Here is a 17,598-nt window from a genome sequence, read left to right on the forward strand (position 1 = left end):
GCGGGTGGCGGGGTGGGGTTTTTCTATTTCGCTAGCCCTACACCCTTGGTAGTCTGCACGATGGGCTGAATACTACCGTCCGCGTTGTAGCGCAGCTCATCCACGCAGATGGAGCGGCGGTAGCTGCCGCCGGTGGGCAGGGCGCCATTGTGGTAGAAGAAGTAGCTTTTGCCCTTGTAGTCGGCGATGCCGGGGTGGGTCGTGAAGCTGTTGGGCACGTTGCCCTGGATGATGCCCCGGTACGTCCACGGCCCGGCCGCGCTGGAAGCCGTGCAGTACTCTATCATTTCGGGCTTGGTGCCGCTGCTGGCGTACACGAGGTAGTACAGCTTTTTGCGCTTGTAGACCCAGGGGCCTTCGATGTAGTTTTTGGGTGTGAAGGTGGTTATAGGGCCAGCCAGCTCCGTCATATTATCCTTGAGCTTCACCCACTTGCAGCTGCCGTTGCCCCAGTACAGGTACACTTGCTTATCGTCGTCCACAAAAACGGTGGGGTCGATATCATCCCAAGCGTGCGGCAGGTCCTTGGTCATTTCATTGACGATGAGCGCCTTGCCCAGGGCGTCTTTGAACGGGCCGGTAGGCCGGTCCGACACGGCCACGCCGATGGCCGCGCCGCCTTGGCTCTGGTCGTTCTTCTTGTGGAAGGTGGCCACGAACCAGTAGAACTTGCCCTTGTGCTCGACGCACTGCGCCGCGTAGGCATCGCCGGTGGCCCAGGCAAAGGTGCGGGGCGAGAGGCGCGTGCCGTAGCTTTTCCAGTGCACCATATCGGTGGTGGAGTAGATGCGCCAGTCGGGCATCTTGTAGTTCGTTTCCTGCACCGAAGCCGTGTCGTGGCCGGTGTACAAAAACAGCGTATCGCGGTACACCAGTGGCGCCGGGTCGGCCGTAAACACGTCGCGGATAATGGGGTTTTGCGCCCGCAGGCCGGTGCAGGCCAGCAGGGTAAAAAGGGTGGCGAGCAGGGGGCGTTTCATAAAAGCAGTTTTCGAGTAGAAAGCAAAAGCGGGCCCAGGGCTAGAGTAGCGAGCCGGGCAAGACCCTAGGGCTGCACCACAAAGCCGCCGCGCGCCGGCAGCGTCACGCTGAGGCTAGCGCCGTCCACCGCCCGCGTGCTGAAGCTGCGGTTGGTGGCGCCGTCGGTGATGAGCGTGCCGCTGGCCAGGCCGAGTTTGCTGAGGTCAAGCTGAATGGTTTTGGGCGCGTCGGTGGCGTTGATGCCGCCTAGGTACCACTTGCCATCGGGCGCCTGCCGGGCCAGCACGGCGTACTCGCCGGGGAAGCCGTCGAGCAGCTTCACGTCGGCCCAGCGCGGGGGTAGCTTTTTCACGAAATCCTGCACGTAGGCGGGCTGCGCGGCCATGCCCTCGGGCACCTCGGCGTAGTGCTGGATGCCCGACTGAAACAGCACCGACAAGGCCAGCTCAAAGGCGTTGGAGGTGCGGCGCTGCTTGCCGTTGATTTCGGAAAAGGCCATGGGCGTGAAGTCCATCGGCCCCACGGCGTTGCGGGTGAAGGGCAGCGTGGCGCAGTGCGTGGCCTCCTGGTCGGTATTTCGTTGGTCGAAGGTCAAAAATTCGAAACCCTTCACGGCCTCCATCGTCATCAGGTTGGGGTAGGTGCGGTTCCAGCCCCTGGGGAGGGTGGTGCCGTGAAAATTGACCAGCAGGCCGGCCTGGGCGGCATCGGTCAGCAGGTCCTGGTAGTAGTTCATAAACGACTGCCCATCGCCGCCAAAGAAGTCGATTTTGATGCCGGCAATGCCCATTTGCTTGATGCGGGCGAATTCTTTACGCCGGCTTTCGGCCTCAAACAGCACCTTGGTGGGCGTTTGCGGCGCTTCGTTCCAGCTACCATTCGAGTTGTACCAGGCCAGCAAACCCACGTTTTTAGAGCGGGCGTACTGCGCTAGCTCCTGCATTTTGTCGTAGCCGATTTGCGTGTCCCACAGCGCATCGACCAGGCAATAGCGCCAGCCCATGTTCGCCGAGTAGTCGATGAAGCGGCGCTGCACGTCGTAGGTCGTGTTCTTATCGCCCAGCAGCACCCACGACCACGACGACTTGCCGGGCGCCTCGGCGAGCAGGGGCGTTTTGGCGGGCGCGCTCAGGTCGGTGGTCAAGGTCGATTCCACGATGGGCGCCAGCGAGTTGCCCACCACGATAACGCGCCAGGGCGAGCGCCAGGGCAGGCGGCTTTCGGGCAGCAGCGCCGCGTCGGGGGTCGTTTTTTCCGGGGCCTGCGGGAAAGCGACGCTGTAATCGGCATCGGGCGAAGTGTGCGCTAGGTGGGTGCCGCAGTAGCTGCGGCTCATGCCTGCCTCGGTGAGCAGCACCCAGCGCCCGCCCGCCTCAAACAAGGCCGGAAACGACCAGCCCTGCCCCAACGTGGACGGCGTGCCGGCCGCAATGCCGCGCTGGTAATACTCCTCGTACGAGGGCTGCGTATTGGCAAAGCCGGTCTGGGCCTTGGCGTGCGGGTGCAGCCAGCCCTTGGCCCCGGCCGGCAGGTGGAAGCTGGTTTTTTCGGCCGTAATGCGCTGGATGTCGGCGCTTTTGCCTTCAATCAGATACTGAAACGCCACCCCGTCGTTCGATACCTGAAACACGACGCTCAGCGTGGGCGCCCCGGCCCGGCCCGCGAAGTGCACCACCCGGCGGTTGGCCCGGTAGCGGCAGTTGGCGCGCTTGTCGGTGGCCAGCTGGTAGTCGTCGGCCACGGCGGTTACCTGGTCGGCGCTGGCCAATTTCAGGCCCTGCGTGAGGTCGGCGGTGGCTAATTGCAGACCTAGGCGCGAGGGGCGCAGCAGCTCGGTGGCGCGGTAGCGCACGGCGTAGGTGGGCTGGCCTTGGGGCGTGACGCTCACGGTCACCTGCACGGCCCCGTCGGGGCTGCTAACGAGCACGGGGCCGGCGGCCTGGGCAGTAGTGGCGGCGAGTATAAAGGCACCCAAAAAGAAAGACAAACGCATGGGAATTCATTGGATAGATAAGGGGCGGGCCGCCACGGGTGTGCGCTGCTACCCGCCCCTAGGGCCTTATTTCTTATACACCGGGTCGTTGCCCGCGTATTTCAGGTACTTAAAGGAAGCGGTATTGGTGGTGGGCTGGCCCGACGAGGTGGCGTACATCCCGAACAGGCAGCCGATGAAGCCGCCCGCCACCTGCGTGCTCAGGAACTTGCCATCGACCTTGTCTTTGAGCACCGTCCACGTCTTGCCATTCTCCGAAAAATCGAAGCCGTAGGTATCGCCCGCTGCCTTGATGCGCAGCTGCACGCTAGCCGTGGCCGACTTAAGGGGCGCCTGCGCCAGCAGCTCCGGCTGCTTCTCATCCGCGGTGCTCTTGAATAATTGCAGCATCGGCTTGCCGCTTTCCACCGATTTGCAGAGGTAGTAGAAGTGCTTCTCATCCTGAAACACCACCAGGCCCGCTTTTTCATTAGCCGCTTTCGGCGCGAAAGTCAGCTCCGTTTCGGTGGTGCAGTACATGTGCTGCTGCCGCTTGCCGATGAAGGCCGGGTTGCCGGTTTCGGCCACCGTTTCAGGCTTTAGCTTCAGAGTGAGGCCCTTGGCTTTACCTAGGGAAAAATTACTGCTATCGACCGTGCGCAGGAACAGCAGCGCCGGGTCGAGCTGTTTCTCAAAGGTGAGGGTGTAGGCGAAGTTGCCGTTCTGGGGCCGGGCGCCGGGCTGCTTCACCTCCGGGAAGTTGGCCTTGTAGCTGTACTGCACGCCGTTAGGCCCCGGGTTCATCATGGGCCACTCGTCTTTCCACTCTACGGGCACAATAAACGTCTCGCGCCCAGTATTATAGTAGTTGTCCTCGTAGGGGCGCACGGCCAGGAAAATGGCGTAGGTCTTGCCATCGGGCCCCTCCACAAACTGCGCGTGCCCAGCCGACGTGATGGGGTCTTTGCGGTCCTTGGGCAGCTCGCGCTGCGAGAGGATGGGGTTTTTCTCGTAAGGCACAAACGGCCCCAGGGGCGCTTTGCTGCGGAAAACGACCTCGGTGTGGTTGACCGACGTGCCGCCCTCGGCCGCGTAGAGGTAGTACCAGTCGTTGCGCTTCATCAGGTGCGGCCCTTCAATCCAGACGGGCTTTTTGCTAAGGTCCACGCCGCCGTTGACCACGATTTTGGCCTCGCCCACGGTTTGCAGCGTCTGCGGGTTCAGCTCAATAATTTTGATGGAGCGGTGGCCCGAGTACAGCGGCGTGCCGGGCGGGTCGCTGTTGTAGATGACGTAGGCCTTGTCGCCCTCAAAGTACAGCGAGGGGTCGATGCCGCGCACCTCGGGCAGGAAAGTGGGGTCGCTCCAGGGCCCGGCCGGGTTTTTGGCCGTTACCACAAAGTTGCCCTTGTGGTCGATGAGCGTGCAGGTCACGTAGTACGTACCGTTGTGGTACTCAATGGCCGGCGCGAACAGCCCGCGCGTCATGCGGTCGCCCAAGAAGTTCATCTGCGAGGGCCGGCTGATGACGTTGCCCACCTGCTGCCAGTTTTTGAGGTCCCGGCTGTGCATCACCGGGATGCCCGGGAAGTACGAAAACGTGGAATTGACCAGGTAATAATCCGGCCCCACCTTCACAATGCTGGGGTCGGGGTAAAAGCCGGTCATGATGGGATTGACCAACTCAATCGATTGTGCAAATGCGGCGGTGTGCGACAGCCAGCCGGCCGTGGCCGTCAGGAGCAAGGTTTTTAGGTTCATTTTCTGAATGCTAGCGGGGGTAATGGTTCAGGCTTCTGCCTAGGGTAGCCGGCAGCCGGGCAATGGCTTAGGCTGCCATTAGGAGCACTGGAGGCCGCTAATGGGCTAAACATACAGCATCTGCGCCAGCGCAACCCTACCGATAGGTAACGCCTCGGCGGCGCAAAAGCCCGCCGTGCCTGCGGCCGCCGGTGGGCGCGGGGTGGCGGCTGTTCTTCCTCCATGTGCATTACCTCGTCACCGACTTCTTGCACCTTAAGCCCCGCACCGGCGTGCCCTGCTGGTATGACCTCGCCCTCATCCTATCCTGTCCCCGGAATGGTCTGCTGCTGGCCTATGCCTTGCACCTAAACATGCACACACTGGTGCGGCAGCGCCTAGGTATCGTGGTGGGCTGGGCCTTCGCCACGGGGCCGCGGGGTCTCAGGGTAGGATTCTTCGAAAACTAATCCAGCCAGAACTAGGGTAAGCCAAGCGCAAGCCTCTTCGCCAAGCCAGCCAAACAAAATCACCGCAGCCCTACCGCCCCAGCCCGCCTTCCCAAGCCGCCAGTTCCTGCCGCCGCTCGGCCTGCACGCGGGCCAGCAGCGCCGGGCTGGGGCCGGTGCCCAGGTAGATGGTGATGCCCCGCTCGCGGGCGTAGGGGTTCGTAATCTCGCCCACTCTGCGGAAGGACTGAAAGTGCTTGGCCAACTCCGCCGGGTCGCCCTCGCCCACGAGCAGCAGGTGCCGCCAGGGGCGCGGCGGCAGGGCCGGAAACCAGTGCAAGTAGCTGCCATTGAAGCTGGTGGCGGCCGGCAGGGCGCGGTGGCGGTTGTAGTAGTTGATGGCGCCGGCCTGGCCGTAGTTGTCGCACTTGATGAGCGTGCGGGCGCGGGTTGAGTCGGGCAGGGCCTGGTAGGCTAGCCAGGTTTTATCGGCCAGCTCGTGCCAGCCCAGCATATCGGCAAAATCCTGGGGCAGCGGGTGCAGCTGGCCGTCTTCCCAGCGGTTGGCCTCCAGATTTTGGTAAAACGGCGTTTGGCCGAGCTGCGCCAGGCGGGCCGGCGGTACGATGGGGTAGATGAGCGCCACCAGCGGGGCCAGCAGCAGCAGCGGCAGTACCAGCAGGGCCACCCGCAACCGGGGCCGCGCCGCCAGCCGGGCCTGCCACCACACCGCGCCCACTGCAAACAGCGCCGGGTAGTAGCCCAGGGCGTAGTAGCTCTTGCCGTGCAGTAGATTCAGAATCAGCAGCCCGCCCACGTACACCAGCCCCGCCACGCGGGCGGCGGGCGCGGGCCGGCCGCGCAGGGCCGCCCACAGCCCCGGCACCCAGACGAGCAGCGCCGGCAGATTCATCAGCAGCTGGTCTTTCCAGAAGTCGCCTAGGGTCACGTTTACCAACTGCTGGTCGTGCAGCAGCGCCATGTGGTGCCGGAAGGGTAGGCCGTGCGCCACCTGCCACCATAAGGTAGGGGCAGCCACCAGCAGCGCTAGCCCCGCCGCCCGCCAGATGGGCCGCTGGGTAAAAATACGCGGCGCCGTGAGCAGCAGCGCCCCCAGCACCGCCGCCCCAAAAAAGAACGTTGTGTACTTGTTGAGCACGCCCAGGCCCAGCACCAGCCCTAGGTAGTACAGGTGCCAGGGCCGCCCATCGGGCTGCGCGTGCCGCACCAATAGGTAGGTGGCCAGCGTGAAGCTGAACACCTCAAAAGAATTGGGCTGAAATAGTAGATTGAGGCGGCCGTAGCCCGTGCTGAGGTAGCACACGCCCGCCAGCACCTGCGCCCACGGCCCGCCGCCCAGCCGCCGCGCCAGCTGCACTACCACGTATATCGTGCCGGCGCCCCAGAGCAGCGGCCAGGCTTTCACCCAAAAAAAGCCGCCGCCCAGTGCCAGCGTCACCCAGCTTTGCAGGGCCGTGAGGGGCGGCACCTCGATGTAGCCCCAGGCCAGGTGCCGGCCGTAGTCGAGGTACAGGTATTCATCGCGCTGGAGCTCGTAGGTGCCGTAGCCAGCCAGCAGCAGGCCTGAAATGATTTTGAGAAAGGCGAAAAGCAGAGGCTTTTTCATTCAACATTTATCAATTAACATTTAACAGGAGGCCGCCGGTCACGCTGCCAAATTAGGGCGGGTTACCTGACGTTCTTTGCTGCCTCAGCGGTAGGTAATGCTACTTCGGCCACGAACTCATTTAGCCGCTGATTCCTGCCAGCTGTTAAATGTTAATTGATAATTGTTAAATGTCCTGGTTCCAGCTCCTGTCCACCCGCCGCTACCCCGACCGCCCCGCCGAGCAGCCCATGCCCGGCCGCTCGCCCTACCTCGCTGACTATGACCGGGTGGTGTTTTCGTCGGCCTTCCGGCGCTTGCAGCGCAAAACCCAGGTCATGCCGCTGCCCGAAACCGACTTCGTGCACACCCGCCTCACGCACTCGCTCGAAACGGCCTGCGTGGGCCGCTCCCTAGGCCGCCTCTCGGCCCGCCGCGTGCTCGAAAACGACCCGAGCATCGCCAACGAGCTGCCCGACTTCGCCCAGGACTGCGGCGATATCGTGGCCTCGGCCTGCCTGGCCCACGACATCGGCAACCCACCCTTCGGCCACTCGGGCGAGGACGCCATTTCGGCCTACTTCGCCTCGGATGCAGCAGAACGTTTCATCAAGCATCTAGGGGCGGCGGAAATAGCCGATTTGCAGCACTTCGAGGGCAATGCGGCGGGTTTCCGCATCCTCACGCACACGTATCCGGCGCTCAGCAGCGGCTCGGCCGGGCTGGGGCTCACCTATGCCACGCTCGGCGCGTTTACCAAGTACCCACGCCCGTCGGTTATCAATGCCGATAAAAAGCAAAACGGGGCTAGCGAGAAAAAATACGGCCATTTTCAGGCCGAAAACGCCCGCTTCAAACTGGTAGCCGATGAGCTGGGCTTGCGGCCCAAAGACGTGGCGGCTGGCTTCTACCACCGCCACCCACTGGCTTTTCTGGTCGAGGCCGCCGATGACATCTGCTACCGCATCATCGACTTTGAGGATGGCCTCAAGCTCGGCCTCATCGACCACGAGCGCGGCCTAAATCTGCTGCGCGAGCTCCGCGCCGCTGCCCCCAACGCCCGCCCCAAAACCAGCGGCCGCAGCGGCCTGGAGTGGCGCGACTGGCAGGAGGAGCTGGGCTACCTGCGCGCCACGCTCATCGGCCAGCTCGTCGATGAAACGGCCACCCGCTTTGCCCACCACGCGCCCGCCATCCTGGCCGGCACCTACGATGCCTCGCTAGTTAAGGAGCTAAGCGGCTACGAGTTTTTGCAAGAAATCCAGCAGCTGAGCGTCGATAAGCTTTACCGCTCGCGTCCGGTGCTGGAGATTGAGGCCGCTGGCTTCGAAGTGCTCGGTGGCCTGCTCGACGTGTTTCTGTCCGCCATCTTCGACAAGAAGGAGAACCACCGCTCGCGCAAGCTGCTCGACCTGCTACCCAACCAGTTCCGGGCCATCGGCCCGCAGGCCGGCGCCTCGGCGTATGAGCAGATTTTGCTGCTCACCGACTACGTGGCCGGCATGACCGACCAGCACGCACTGAGCTTGTATAAGACCATTAAGGGGATTGACTTGCCGAAGGGCTTTTAGACCGCAGATTTAACGGATTGCGCAGATACGCCCGCCTGCGGCGCGCTGACTAAGCGACTGTGGGAATGGAAAAGGTCGCCAGAAGGCGACCTTTTTATAGTTGTATGAAATAGCGTGTCAATTTATCGTCTACGCATACTTTCAGTGCCTAGTCAGCGCGCCGCAGGCGGGCGTATCTGCGCAATCCGTTAAATCCGTTAAATCTGCGGTCAAGCTACGCTCTCGCTATTATGCAGAGCCACTAGGTTTTCCAGCAGCGTTTCCAGTAGCTTCCGTCCCTTCCACACTGATTTTAGCTTGCTGCGAATCTGCGCCGCCGTTTGCACGAACTCTTGCTCCTCGGCCGTTTCGTGGCCTTCGAAAGCTATGAGGTTTTCCACCATGGCCTCCGTCATTTCGGGGTGAAACTGGAGGCCGATGACGCCATCGCCCCACACGAAGCCCTGCGCCGCGCACCCGGCCGACATGCCCACCCGTAGCGCGCCTGGCGGCACCGTAAAAGTGTCGAAGTGCCAGTGCAGCACGGCGGCTTTGTCGGGCCAGCCGCGCAGCAACGAGTGCGTCAGGGCTTTGGCCGAGAAGCGCACGGTCCAGAAACCGATTTCCGGCTCGGGGTTCGACCGCACCTCGCCGCCCAGCGCCTGCGCTAGTAACTGCGCCCCTAGGCAGATGGCCAGCGTAATTTTGCCCGCCCGCAGCGCGCTCCGCAAAAAGGCCTTTTCCTCGACCAGCCACGGAAACGCCGCTTCGTCGTGCACGCTCATCGCCCCGCCTAGGATGAGCAGTCCATCAAAATCAGCCAAGGCCGGAAAAACCGGGTTCGGCTCGAATAAGCGCGTGTAGCTGAGCGGGTGGCCATGCGCGGCCAGCCAATCAGCGGCGTGGCCGGGGCCTTCGTCGGGAAGATGTTGGAGGCAGTGCCAGACCAAGAATCGCAGATTTAACGGATTTAACAGATTGCGCAGATACGCCGCTAGCGCGGCTGGCTGGGCTTGGCAAATGTAGAAGTGTAGACATAAAAAAGGCTGCCGCAGGCGGCAGCCTTTTTTGCGAAAAACGGGTTGTTGACCGACTAAGAAACAGTCCTGCGTCAGTCTAGTCAGCCTGCTTTAGCAGGCGTATCTGCGCAATCCGTTAAATCCGTTAAATCTGCGATTTATTCCCACTCAATCGTAGCCGGGGGCTTGCTGCTGATATCGTACACTACGCGGTTGATACCGCGTACCTGGTTGATAATCTTGTTGCTTACCTCGGCCAGAAACTCGTAGGGCAGGTGCGCCCAGTCGGCGGTCATACCATCGACGCTGGTGACGGCGCGCAGGGCCACTACGCGCTCGTAGGTGCGCTCGTCGCCCATCACGCCCACGCTTTGCACCGGGAGGAGCATGGCGCCGGCCTGCCAAGTGGTGGCGTAGAGGCCGCGCTCTTTGAGGAGGTTGATGAAGACGGCATCGGCGCGCTGGAGCAGGTCCACCTTTTCGGGCGTGATGTCGCCCAGAATGCGGATGCCCAGGCCGGGGCCGGGGAAAGGGTGGCGGTTGAGAATGTCGGCGGGCAGCCCTAGGGTGGCGCCCACTTCGCGCACCTCATCTTTGAAGAGCATCCGCAGCGGCTCCACGATTTTGAGATTCATTTTCTCGGGCAGGCCGCCCACGTTGTGGTGGCTCTTGATAGTCACGGCCGGGCCGCCGTGCACCGATACTGACTCGATAACGTCGGGATAAATGGTGCCCTGGGCCAGCCAGCGTGCGCCATCCACCTTCTGCGCCTCGCGGTCGAACACCTCAATAAAGGTGCGGCCGATGGCCTTGCGCTTCAGCTCGGGGTCGGAGATGCCGGCCAGCGCGGCGTAGAACTCGGGCGCGGCGTTTACGCCGGTTACGTTCAGGCCCAGGCCTTCGTAAGCCTTTAGTACCGAGACAAATTCATCTTGCCGCAACAGGCCGTTATCGACAAAAATGCCGTGCAACCGCGGCCCTACGGCCCGGTGCAGCAGCAGCGCCGCCACGCTGCTATCCACGCCGCCCGACAGACCCAGGATAACCTGGTCGTCGGGGCCAATGGTGTTTTGCAAGGCCGTCACCATCGAGTCTACGAAGTGCTCCGGCGTCCAGCTTTGGTCGCAGCCGCAGATATTCACCACGAAGTTTTCGAGCAGCTGCTTGCCCTCGGTCGAGTGCGTGACCTCGGGGTGAAACTGGATGCCGTAGGTATCCTGGCCGGGCAGCTGGTAGGCCGCCACCGCCACCTCGGGCGTGCTGGCAATGATGTTATACTCAGCCGGTAAGGTCTTAATCGTATCGCCGTGCGACATCCAGACCTGCGTATCGAGGTGCAGGCCGGTGAGTAGGGGCGAGGCCTGCTCCAGCGAAGTCAGCCGCGCCCGGCCGTACTCCCGGATGGTGGCCGGCAGCACCTCGCCGCCGCCCTGTTGAGCTAGTAGCTGCGCACCGTAGCAGATGCCCAGCACGGGCACCTGGCCCAAAATGCCGCCTAGGTCGGGGTTGGGCGAGTCGGCGTCGCGCACCGAGCAGGGCGAGCCCGAAAGAATAACGCCCCGCAAGCTGTCGTCGCCGGCGGCAATGCGCGCGGCCAGCTCGGGGGCGTGGGTGTAGGGATGAATCTCGCAAAAAACGTGCAGCTCGCGAATGCGCCGGGCAATGAGCTGCGTGTATTGCGAACCGAAGTCCAGAATCAGAATTTGCTGCATAAAATCGCAGATTTAGCGGATTTAACGGATTGCGCAGATACGCCCGCCTGCGGCGGGCTGACTAGGCTGGCTATACTTTTTGGGTTTAGTTAGCGCTGGCTTGCTCTGCAAACCGGGTAAAAGTGGGTGCAAAAGTACCCCTCTTTCGTCCCCGCTGGCACAACTAGCCCCGCTTTTTATTGCCGCGCCACAGCTCTCAAAAATTATTTTCACTCAATAACCCCCTAAAAGCCAGCCTAGTCAGCCCCGCGTAGCGGGGCGTATCTACGCCATCCGTTAAATCCGTTAAATCTGCGGTCTATCTTTGTACCGGCGAGTCAGAACGACCAGCTCCTACTGAACTCCCCCAGGGCCGGAAGGCAGCAAGGGTAGGTGGTTGAGCGGTGCGATTTTGGCTCGCTTTTTTTTGTCTTTTCCAGCCGGCCCCGAGCCGCGTTTGCCTGCCGGTTTTGGGCAGTCGGCGCGTAGCTTTGGGCCGGTTTTGTTCTACTAGGCTGCTAGTTAAAGTTCGTCTGTCATTGCGAGCGCAGCGAAGCAATCGCATCACAACGAGCCGTTCAGGCACTCGCCAGGTGCGATTGCTGCGCTACGCTCGCAATAACAGGCGGTTATAATTTACTTCTTTTACATGAAGTTTTTCATCGATACGGCCAACCTGGCCGAAATTCAGGAAGCCGTAGACCTCGGCGTGCTCGACGGCGTGACCACCAACCCCTCGCTGATGGCTAAGGAAGGCATCCGCGGCACCGACGCCGTAATGGCGCACTACCAAGCCATCTGCGATATTGTGGACGGCGACGTGTCGGCCGAAGTTATTGCCACCGACTACGAAGGCATCATCCGCGAAGGCGAGGCGCTGGCCGACCTACACCCCAACATAGTGGTGAAAATACCGATGATTAAAGAAGGCGTAAAAGCCATCAAATACTTCAGCGACAAAGGTATTCGTACCAACTGTACGCTAATTTTTTCGGCCGGCCAGGCCCTGCTGGCCGCCAAAGCCGGTGCCACCTACGTGTCGCCCTTCGTGGGCCGCCTCGACGATATAGGCGCTGACGGCCTGGGGTTGATTGCCCAGATTATCGAGATTTTTGCCAACTACGGCTACGCCACCGAAGTGCTGGCCGCCAGCGTGCGCCACGTGCCGCACCTCATTCAGTGCGCCGAGCTAGGGGCCGACGTTGTGACCTGCCCGCTCAATGTGATTATGGGCTTGCTCAACCACCCGCTGACCGACAAGGGCTTGGCAACCTTTTTGGCCGACCATAAAAAAGTAAACGCTTAGTAGAGTTATGAGTTAAAAGTTATGAGTGATGAGTTTGCGTAAAGCATCTTGTGACTCGCATCTTTTAACTCATAACTTTTAACTCATAACTCCTCCAAGTGTACATCATCAAAGTAAAAGGCAAGGCCAAAATTCCGGATTACATCCAGCTGCGCGACGAGCAGTTTGTGCTAATTGCCTATTTCCGGGCCGACCGGCCGCTCAAAGATTTGCACCGCTACGGGCTCGAAGGCCAGGAAATTCCGCTGGCGGCCGTCATCGCGGAATTGGAATTTGGCAAGCTACGCAAGCTCGAACTCTAAGCAAATACCATGACCGAGGCGGTAATTGAACTACGCGACGCGACCGTGACCCAGGAGGAGCGCGCCGTGCTCACGGGCGCCACGTTTGCGCTGGCCAAGAGCGAGTTTGCCTACCTGGTGGGCCGCACCGGCGCGGGCAAATCGTCGCTACTCAAGACCCTGTACGCCGACCTGCCACTACTGGTGGGTACGGGCGAAGTGGCGGGGTTTAACCTGGCCAAACTGCCGGCTGGCAAAGTGCCCTACCTGCGCCGCAAGCTGGGCATTGTATTTCAGGATTTTCAACTACTATCTGACCGCTCAGTAGCTGAAAATCTGTTCTTTGTGCTAAATGCGACTGGTTGGAGCGGCAAAGCCCGCAAGCAACAGCGCATTCAGGAAGTGCTGACGCAAGTGGGCCTCAGCGGCGTGGGCAACCGGATGCCGCATCGCCTCTCGGGCGGTGAGCAGCAGCGCGTAGTCATCGCCCGCGCCCTGCTCAACGAGCCGGTATTGCTACTCGCCGATGAGCCCACCGGCAACCTTGACCCCGAAGTAGCTGATGAGATTATGGCGCTATTTGCCGAGATAAACCACGCGGGTACGGCTGTGCTCATGGCTACCCACAACTTCCAGCTGATAGAGCGGTATCCACACCGCGTGCTCACCTGCCAGGGCGGACAGTTATTGGACTCTGGCCGCAAGTAACTGGGACTTTGCAGCCCGAACGCTCGCGTAGCGAATATTTTACATCTGGTTAATGCTGAGCACACTATCTCACGCTGCTGCTCGCTGTGCGAGCGCTCGGGTTGCAAAGTCCGAGCTTCTTCTTCAGCAAAAACGCTTCTAATTTGGCGAAACCTCGCGCGAAATGGCTGGCTTGTCCATTCTAATTCCGATTTTCAACCGGGAGGTTTCACACTTGGTGCATTCGCTACGGGTGCAGTTATCCGACTGGCCCGGCCCGGCCGAAATCCGGCTGCTGGACGATGATTCGGCGGAGGAGTTTCGAGTGCAAAACCGGCCGCTGGCCGCGTTGCCTAGGGTCTTCTACCAAGAGCTGCCAGCAAATGTAGGACGTGCTGCAATTCGTAACCAGCTGGTAGCCAGAGCTGAGCAAGAATGGGTATTGCTGCTGGACAATACGAGCCAAGTGCCAGACGGTCAGTACCTCGCGCGCTACGCCGCGGCCCTAGGTCAAGCGCCGGTGTTGGCCGGGGGCGTGCGCTACGCCAGCCAGGTGCCGGCCGAACCCGCCCTGCGGCTGCGCTGGTTATACGGCCGGCAACGCGAAGCCCGGTCGCTGGCGCCGCGCTGCGCCGCGCCCTACGACCAGCTGCTGGTAAATAACCTGCTACTCAAGAAGGAAATACTGGAGAGGTTTCCGCTCAATGAAAGCCTGCGCGGCTATGGCCACGAGGATACGAAGCTGGGCTGGCAGCTAGCGGCGGCGGGGGTGCCCATTCATCACCTAGATAACCCAATTTTGCACGCTGGCCTGGAAACAGCTGCCGCCTTCGTGCAAAAGTCGGAGCAAGCCGTGGCCAATCTGGCGCGCTTGCTGCGCGAGGATAACCTGCTCATAAAAAGTAGTTTGACCCAAACCGCCGGCCGCCTGCGGCGTGTCGGATTGGCCGCAGGCGCGCAGGCGGCGCTGGCCTTGGGCGAGCCATTGCTGCGGCGTAATCTGCTCGGCGCGCGGCCGTCCTTACGGGCGCTCGATGCGCTTAAGCTGCTCTGGCTGCTACGGGAGGGGGGAGGGCGCTAGCCGGCCGGTATCTTTGGCGTAGCTCGTTGCTTCCATTCGCTATTTTGCTGCCGCTAACCCCCATTTCTTTGCTTGACCTCGCGGCCGAGCACGCGCCTTACCAGGCCGAGCTGGATACCGCCTGGCGCGCCACGGTCCAGGAAGCCGCCTTTATTCAGGGTCCGGCAGTGCGGGCTTTTGCCACCGAGCTGGGCAGTTGGCTAGGCGATGCGCACGTAGTGCCCTGCGCCAATGGTACCGACGCCCTCACGCTGGCGCTACTGAGCCTGGAGTTACCGCCCGGCGCGGAAATTATCGTGCCGGCCTTCACCTACGTGGCCACGCTGGAAGCCGTGGCGCTGCTGGGGCTGCGCCCCGTGCTGGTCGATGTGCGGCCCGACACCTTTAACGTAGACCTGGCGGCCGTGCGGGCGGCCATTACACCGCGCACCGGCGCGGTGATAGCGGTGCATTTATTTGGGCAATGTGCTGATTTAGAAAGCCTAAAAATTATGTGCTTGTCCGCTGGAGTATTCCTGATAGAGGACAATGCGCAGGCCCTAGGGGCCACTTTCACCTTTGCCACGGGCGAAATGGCCTACGCCGGCACCGTGGGTGAGGTGGGTACTACGTCCTTTTTTCCTGGCAAAAATCTGGGCTGCCTCGGCGATGGGGGGGCGCTATTTACCCGTGACGCGGCCCGCGCGGCCCTCCTGCACCAGCTCGCCAACCACGGCCAAAGCCAGAAATATTACCACCAGCGCATCGGTCTCAACTCGCGCCTCGACACGCTGCAAGCCGCCCTGCTACGCGTGAAGCTGCGGCACCTGCCCACCGCCCAGGCCGCCCGCCAGGCGCTGGCCGCCCGCTACGACGCGGCGCTAGCGGGCCTGCCGGGCCTGCAAATTCCGGCCCGCGACCCGCGCAGCAGCCACGTGTTCCATCAATATGTTATTCGAATGGATGGCCCCGGCCCGCGCGATGCCTTACGGGCGCATTTGAAAGCGAAGGGCATTCCGAGTGCCGTGTACTACCCGTTGCCAGTGCATGCGCAGCCCGCTTATGCCTACCTAGGCTACCAAGTAGGGCAGTTTCCGGTGGCCGAGGCCCTGTGCGGGCAGGTGCTGGCCTTGCCGGTGCACCCGGCCCTGACCGAAGCGCAGCAAGAATATGTGGTGGTGCAACTGGGTTACTTCGCCGCGGGCGGCGGATAAATTACCATGAAAGTCGCCCGTCTGCTTTACACTCACCGCAATACCGTACATGCCGTCATTTTTCTGCTAATTACGGCTGGCTACATAGCTCAGCTGCACGTCTTTAACGCTGAGGCAGCAGCGCAAAACGTGCGGGGCTACGAAGGCGAAGCATCTTTCTTAGTCGTGCTGCCCATGCTGCTGTTGCTGTTTTACTCCGGCGCGTTTGCGCTGGTAGCCGGCGGCAAGGCCCTGGTGCGCGGTAGCCGCCCGATGTCGGGTTGGGTTCTATTTTTGGGGCTGCTGCCTACAATGTTGCTGCTCGGGGTAGCCGGCTGGCTGCAATGGCACTGGGCTCACCGGGTAATTTAGGTAGCTATTTATGTCTGTGTCAATATCTTATAGTTCTGACCAACTTGCGGCGGCCGGACCCGTGCGTTTTGCCATTTGCGGGGTCGGGCATATTGGGCGGCGCCACGCGGCGCTAGTGGCCTGCCAGGCCGGCGCCCGCTTGGTGGCCCTCATCGACGAGCGGGCGGCCCTAGGGTCCGAGCTGGCCGCCGAGTTTACCGATGTGCCATTCTTCACGTCGCTAGACGAATTCCTGCGAAATGGTCCTGGGGCCGATGTGCTCACTGTGGCCACGCCCAACGGCCTGCACGCCGCCCAGGCCCTGGTGGGCCTGCGCCACGGCCTGCACGTGGTGGTGGAAAAGCCACTGGCGCTGCGCGCCGCCGATGCTGAACTGGTGCTGCAAATGGCGCAACAAACTGGTAAACTGGTATTTGGGGTAATGCAAAACCGCTACTCGCCGCCCGCCGCGTGGCTCAAGCAGCTTCACGAGGCCGGCCACCTAGGGCAAGTATTTCTGGTGCAGCTCAGCTGCTTCTGGAACCGCGACGCCCGCTACTACCAACCGGGCGGCTGGCGGGGCACCCAGGCCCTTGATGGCGGCCCGCTCTTCACGCAATTCAGCCACTTCGTAGACTTGCTCTACTGGGTGTTTGGTGATATCACAAATATTGCCGCTCGGTTCCAGAACTTTAACCATCAAGGTGTTACCGAGTTCGAAGACAGTGGACTCGTCACGTTTGACCTGGTGCGCGGCGGCAGCGGCGCTTTCAATTACAGCACTGCCGTGTGGGACCGTAACCTCGAAAGCTCCCTAACGGTGGTGGCCGAGCGCGGCACGCTCAAAATAGGGGGGCAATACCTGGAAAAAGTCGAATACTGCCACTTGCAGGGATATGAGCTACCGCTTTTACCCGCTACCAATGCTGCCAACGACTACGGCACCTACAAGGGCTCTGCGGCCAACCACGGGCACGTAATTGAAAACGTGGTGGACACCGTGCTGCGCTGCGCCCCGGCCGCTACCAATGCGCAGGATGGAATGAAAGTAGTCGAGATTATTGAGCGAATCTACGCCTTGCGGCCAACTACCTTTCGCTAAAAAGCCCGTTACTTTCTAGTAGTCCATATCGCTGACTACCAGAAAGTAACGGGCTTTTCAGCGCTTATCAGTCTACGAGTGACCTAGCTCAGCTACGGCAGGGAGCGAGCGGTCGCCTTGGGCCGAATCGGCGTGCGTCAGGGTTTGTGCGCTCGTCTGTTCCCACTCCTGGAAACGGGTAATTTCTGCGTGGAACTTACCAATAAACCAGCTTATCAGGCTTAGGTCGTCTAGAAAGCCGAGCGCCGGGATGAAATCAGGTACTAGGTCGATGGGCGAGATTACGTAAAGCAGTACGCCCAGGCCCGATGCAATGGTGGTGGTATGAATTTGGCGGTACTCGCCGCTGATATAGTTGCGCACGAGCCGCACCAGGGTATGCCCCGTGTGGAACAGCTGCACAAATTTATTGTCCTTGCTATTCTTATCGACCAGCTTATCGGCCGCCTCGTTGAGCACCGCCGCTATCTTGAGGGGCTTGGTAAGCAGCCGGGAAGCGCGGCCGATGAACGCGCTGAAAAGAGCGTTTTTGGAGATTTGGAGGCCACGTTGGGCGAGCGTTGACATAGGAAAGGCAAAAAGAAAACCGTTGGCCCCGCTTTACGCAGAG

16 protein-coding genes and 1 other RNA gene are annotated in these 17,598 nt (G+C 61.3%); 10 read left to right on the forward strand and 7 right to left on the reverse strand.

What is annotated here, in order from left to right:
* Positions 1–23 precede the first annotated feature (23 nt).
* The 3 genes from ACFSDX_RS22990 to ACFSDX_RS23000 form a co-directional block, all read right to left on the reverse strand.
* Complete coding sequence (locus tag ACFSDX_RS22990; RefSeq protein WP_382317891.1) at positions 24–980, reverse strand: glycoside hydrolase family 43 protein; 957 nt, start codon at positions 978–980, stop codon at positions 24–26.
* A gap of 65 nt (positions 981–1,045) precedes the next feature.
* On the reverse strand, positions 1,046–2,974 hold the full coding sequence (locus ACFSDX_RS22995; protein ID WP_382317893.1) for a glycoside hydrolase family 97 protein: 1,929 nt from the start codon (positions 2,972–2,974) through the stop codon (positions 1,046–1,048).
* A gap of 66 nt (positions 2,975–3,040) precedes the next feature.
* Complete coding sequence (locus ACFSDX_RS23000) at positions 3,041–4,714, reverse strand: glycoside hydrolase family 43 protein (RefSeq protein WP_382317895.1); 1,674 nt, start codon at positions 4,712–4,714, stop codon at positions 3,041–3,043.
* Positions 4,715–4,938: 224 nt separating this feature from the next.
* On the opposite strand from ACFSDX_RS23000, the gene ACFSDX_RS23005 reads away from it, so the two are divergent.
* Positions 4,939–5,163, forward strand: coding sequence for a hypothetical protein (locus ACFSDX_RS23005; RefSeq protein WP_465262262.1), 225 nt, complete (start codon positions 4,939–4,941; stop codon positions 5,161–5,163).
* Positions 5,164–5,233: 70 nt separating this feature from the next.
* Here the strand turns inward: ACFSDX_RS23005 and ACFSDX_RS23010 are convergent, their stop codons facing one another.
* Entirely contained in the window at positions 5,234–6,769 is a 1,536-nt protein-coding gene (locus ACFSDX_RS23010; RefSeq protein ID WP_382317899.1) for an ArnT family glycosyltransferase, read from the reverse strand.
* Between the two features lie 170 nt (positions 6,770–6,939).
* Between ACFSDX_RS23010 and dgt the strand changes: the two genes are divergently transcribed.
* On the forward strand, positions 6,940–8,319 hold the full coding sequence (dgt, locus tag ACFSDX_RS23015) for a dGTP triphosphohydrolase (protein WP_382317901.1): 1,380 nt from the start codon (positions 6,940–6,942) through the stop codon (positions 8,317–8,319).
* Between the two features lie 209 nt (positions 8,320–8,528).
* Here dgt and ACFSDX_RS23020 read toward each other — a convergent pair whose 3' ends face one another.
* Complete coding sequence (locus ACFSDX_RS23020) at positions 8,529–9,248, reverse strand: type 1 glutamine amidotransferase (protein ID WP_382317903.1); 720 nt, start codon at positions 9,246–9,248, stop codon at positions 8,529–8,531.
* Positions 9,249–9,475: 227 nt separating this feature from the next.
* Positions 9,476–11,029, reverse strand: a complete 1,554-nt coding sequence (gene guaA, locus ACFSDX_RS23025; protein ID WP_382317905.1) for a glutamine-hydrolyzing GMP synthase — start codon at positions 11,027–11,029, stop codon at positions 9,476–9,478.
* Between the two features lie 309 nt (positions 11,030–11,338).
* Here guaA and ffs point away from each other — a divergent pair.
* The 8 genes from ffs (at position 11,339) to ACFSDX_RS23065 (ending at position 16,988) form a co-directional block, all read left to right on the forward strand.
* Positions 11,339–11,435: signal recognition particle sRNA small type (gene ffs / locus ACFSDX_RS23030), an RNA gene on the forward strand.
* Between the two features lie 222 nt (positions 11,436–11,657).
* Positions 11,658–12,314 (forward strand): fructose-6-phosphate aldolase, encoded by a 657-nt coding sequence (gene fsa / locus ACFSDX_RS23035; RefSeq protein WP_382317906.1) that lies wholly within the window; start codon positions 11,658–11,660, stop codon positions 12,312–12,314.
* 98 nt (positions 12,315–12,412) lie between these two features.
* Positions 12,413–12,616 (forward strand): fructose-6-phosphate aldolase, encoded by a 204-nt coding sequence (locus tag ACFSDX_RS23040; protein ID WP_382317908.1) that lies wholly within the window; start codon positions 12,413–12,415, stop codon positions 12,614–12,616.
* 9 nt (positions 12,617–12,625) lie between these two features.
* Entirely contained in the window at positions 12,626–13,303 is a 678-nt protein-coding gene (locus tag ACFSDX_RS23045; RefSeq protein ID WP_382317910.1) for a cell division ATP-binding protein FtsE, read from the forward strand.
* Between the two features lie 163 nt (positions 13,304–13,466).
* A complete protein-coding gene (locus tag ACFSDX_RS23050; protein WP_382317912.1) occupies positions 13,467–14,363 on the forward strand; it encodes a glycosyltransferase family 2 protein in 897 nt (298 codons plus the stop codon).
* A 44-nt stretch (positions 14,364–14,407) separates the two neighbouring features.
* Positions 14,408–15,556 carry a DegT/DnrJ/EryC1/StrS family aminotransferase gene (locus ACFSDX_RS23055; RefSeq protein WP_382317914.1) on the forward strand — a complete coding sequence of 383 codons (1,149 nt, stop codon included), beginning with the start codon at positions 14,408–14,410 and terminating at the stop codon, positions 15,554–15,556.
* A gap of 6 nt (positions 15,557–15,562) precedes the next feature.
* Positions 15,563–15,907 (forward strand): hypothetical protein, encoded by a 345-nt coding sequence (locus ACFSDX_RS23060; RefSeq protein WP_382317916.1) that lies wholly within the window; start codon positions 15,563–15,565, stop codon positions 15,905–15,907.
* A gap of 10 nt (positions 15,908–15,917) precedes the next feature.
* On the forward strand, positions 15,918–16,988 hold the full coding sequence (locus ACFSDX_RS23065; protein ID WP_382317918.1) for a Gfo/Idh/MocA family protein: 1,071 nt from the start codon (positions 15,918–15,920) through the stop codon (positions 16,986–16,988).
* A gap of 72 nt (positions 16,989–17,060) precedes the next feature.
* Here the strand turns inward: ACFSDX_RS23065 and ACFSDX_RS23070 are convergent, their stop codons facing one another.
* Complete coding sequence (locus ACFSDX_RS23070) at positions 17,061–17,555, reverse strand: YkvA family protein (protein WP_382317920.1); 495 nt, start codon at positions 17,553–17,555, stop codon at positions 17,061–17,063.
* Between the last annotated feature and the right edge of the window lie 43 nt (positions 17,556–17,598).

The sequence above is a fragment of the Hymenobacter bucti genome (genome assembly GCF_042681145.1).
Classification (GTDB): Bacteria; Bacteroidota; Bacteroidia; order Cytophagales; family Hymenobacteraceae; genus Hymenobacter; species Hymenobacter bucti.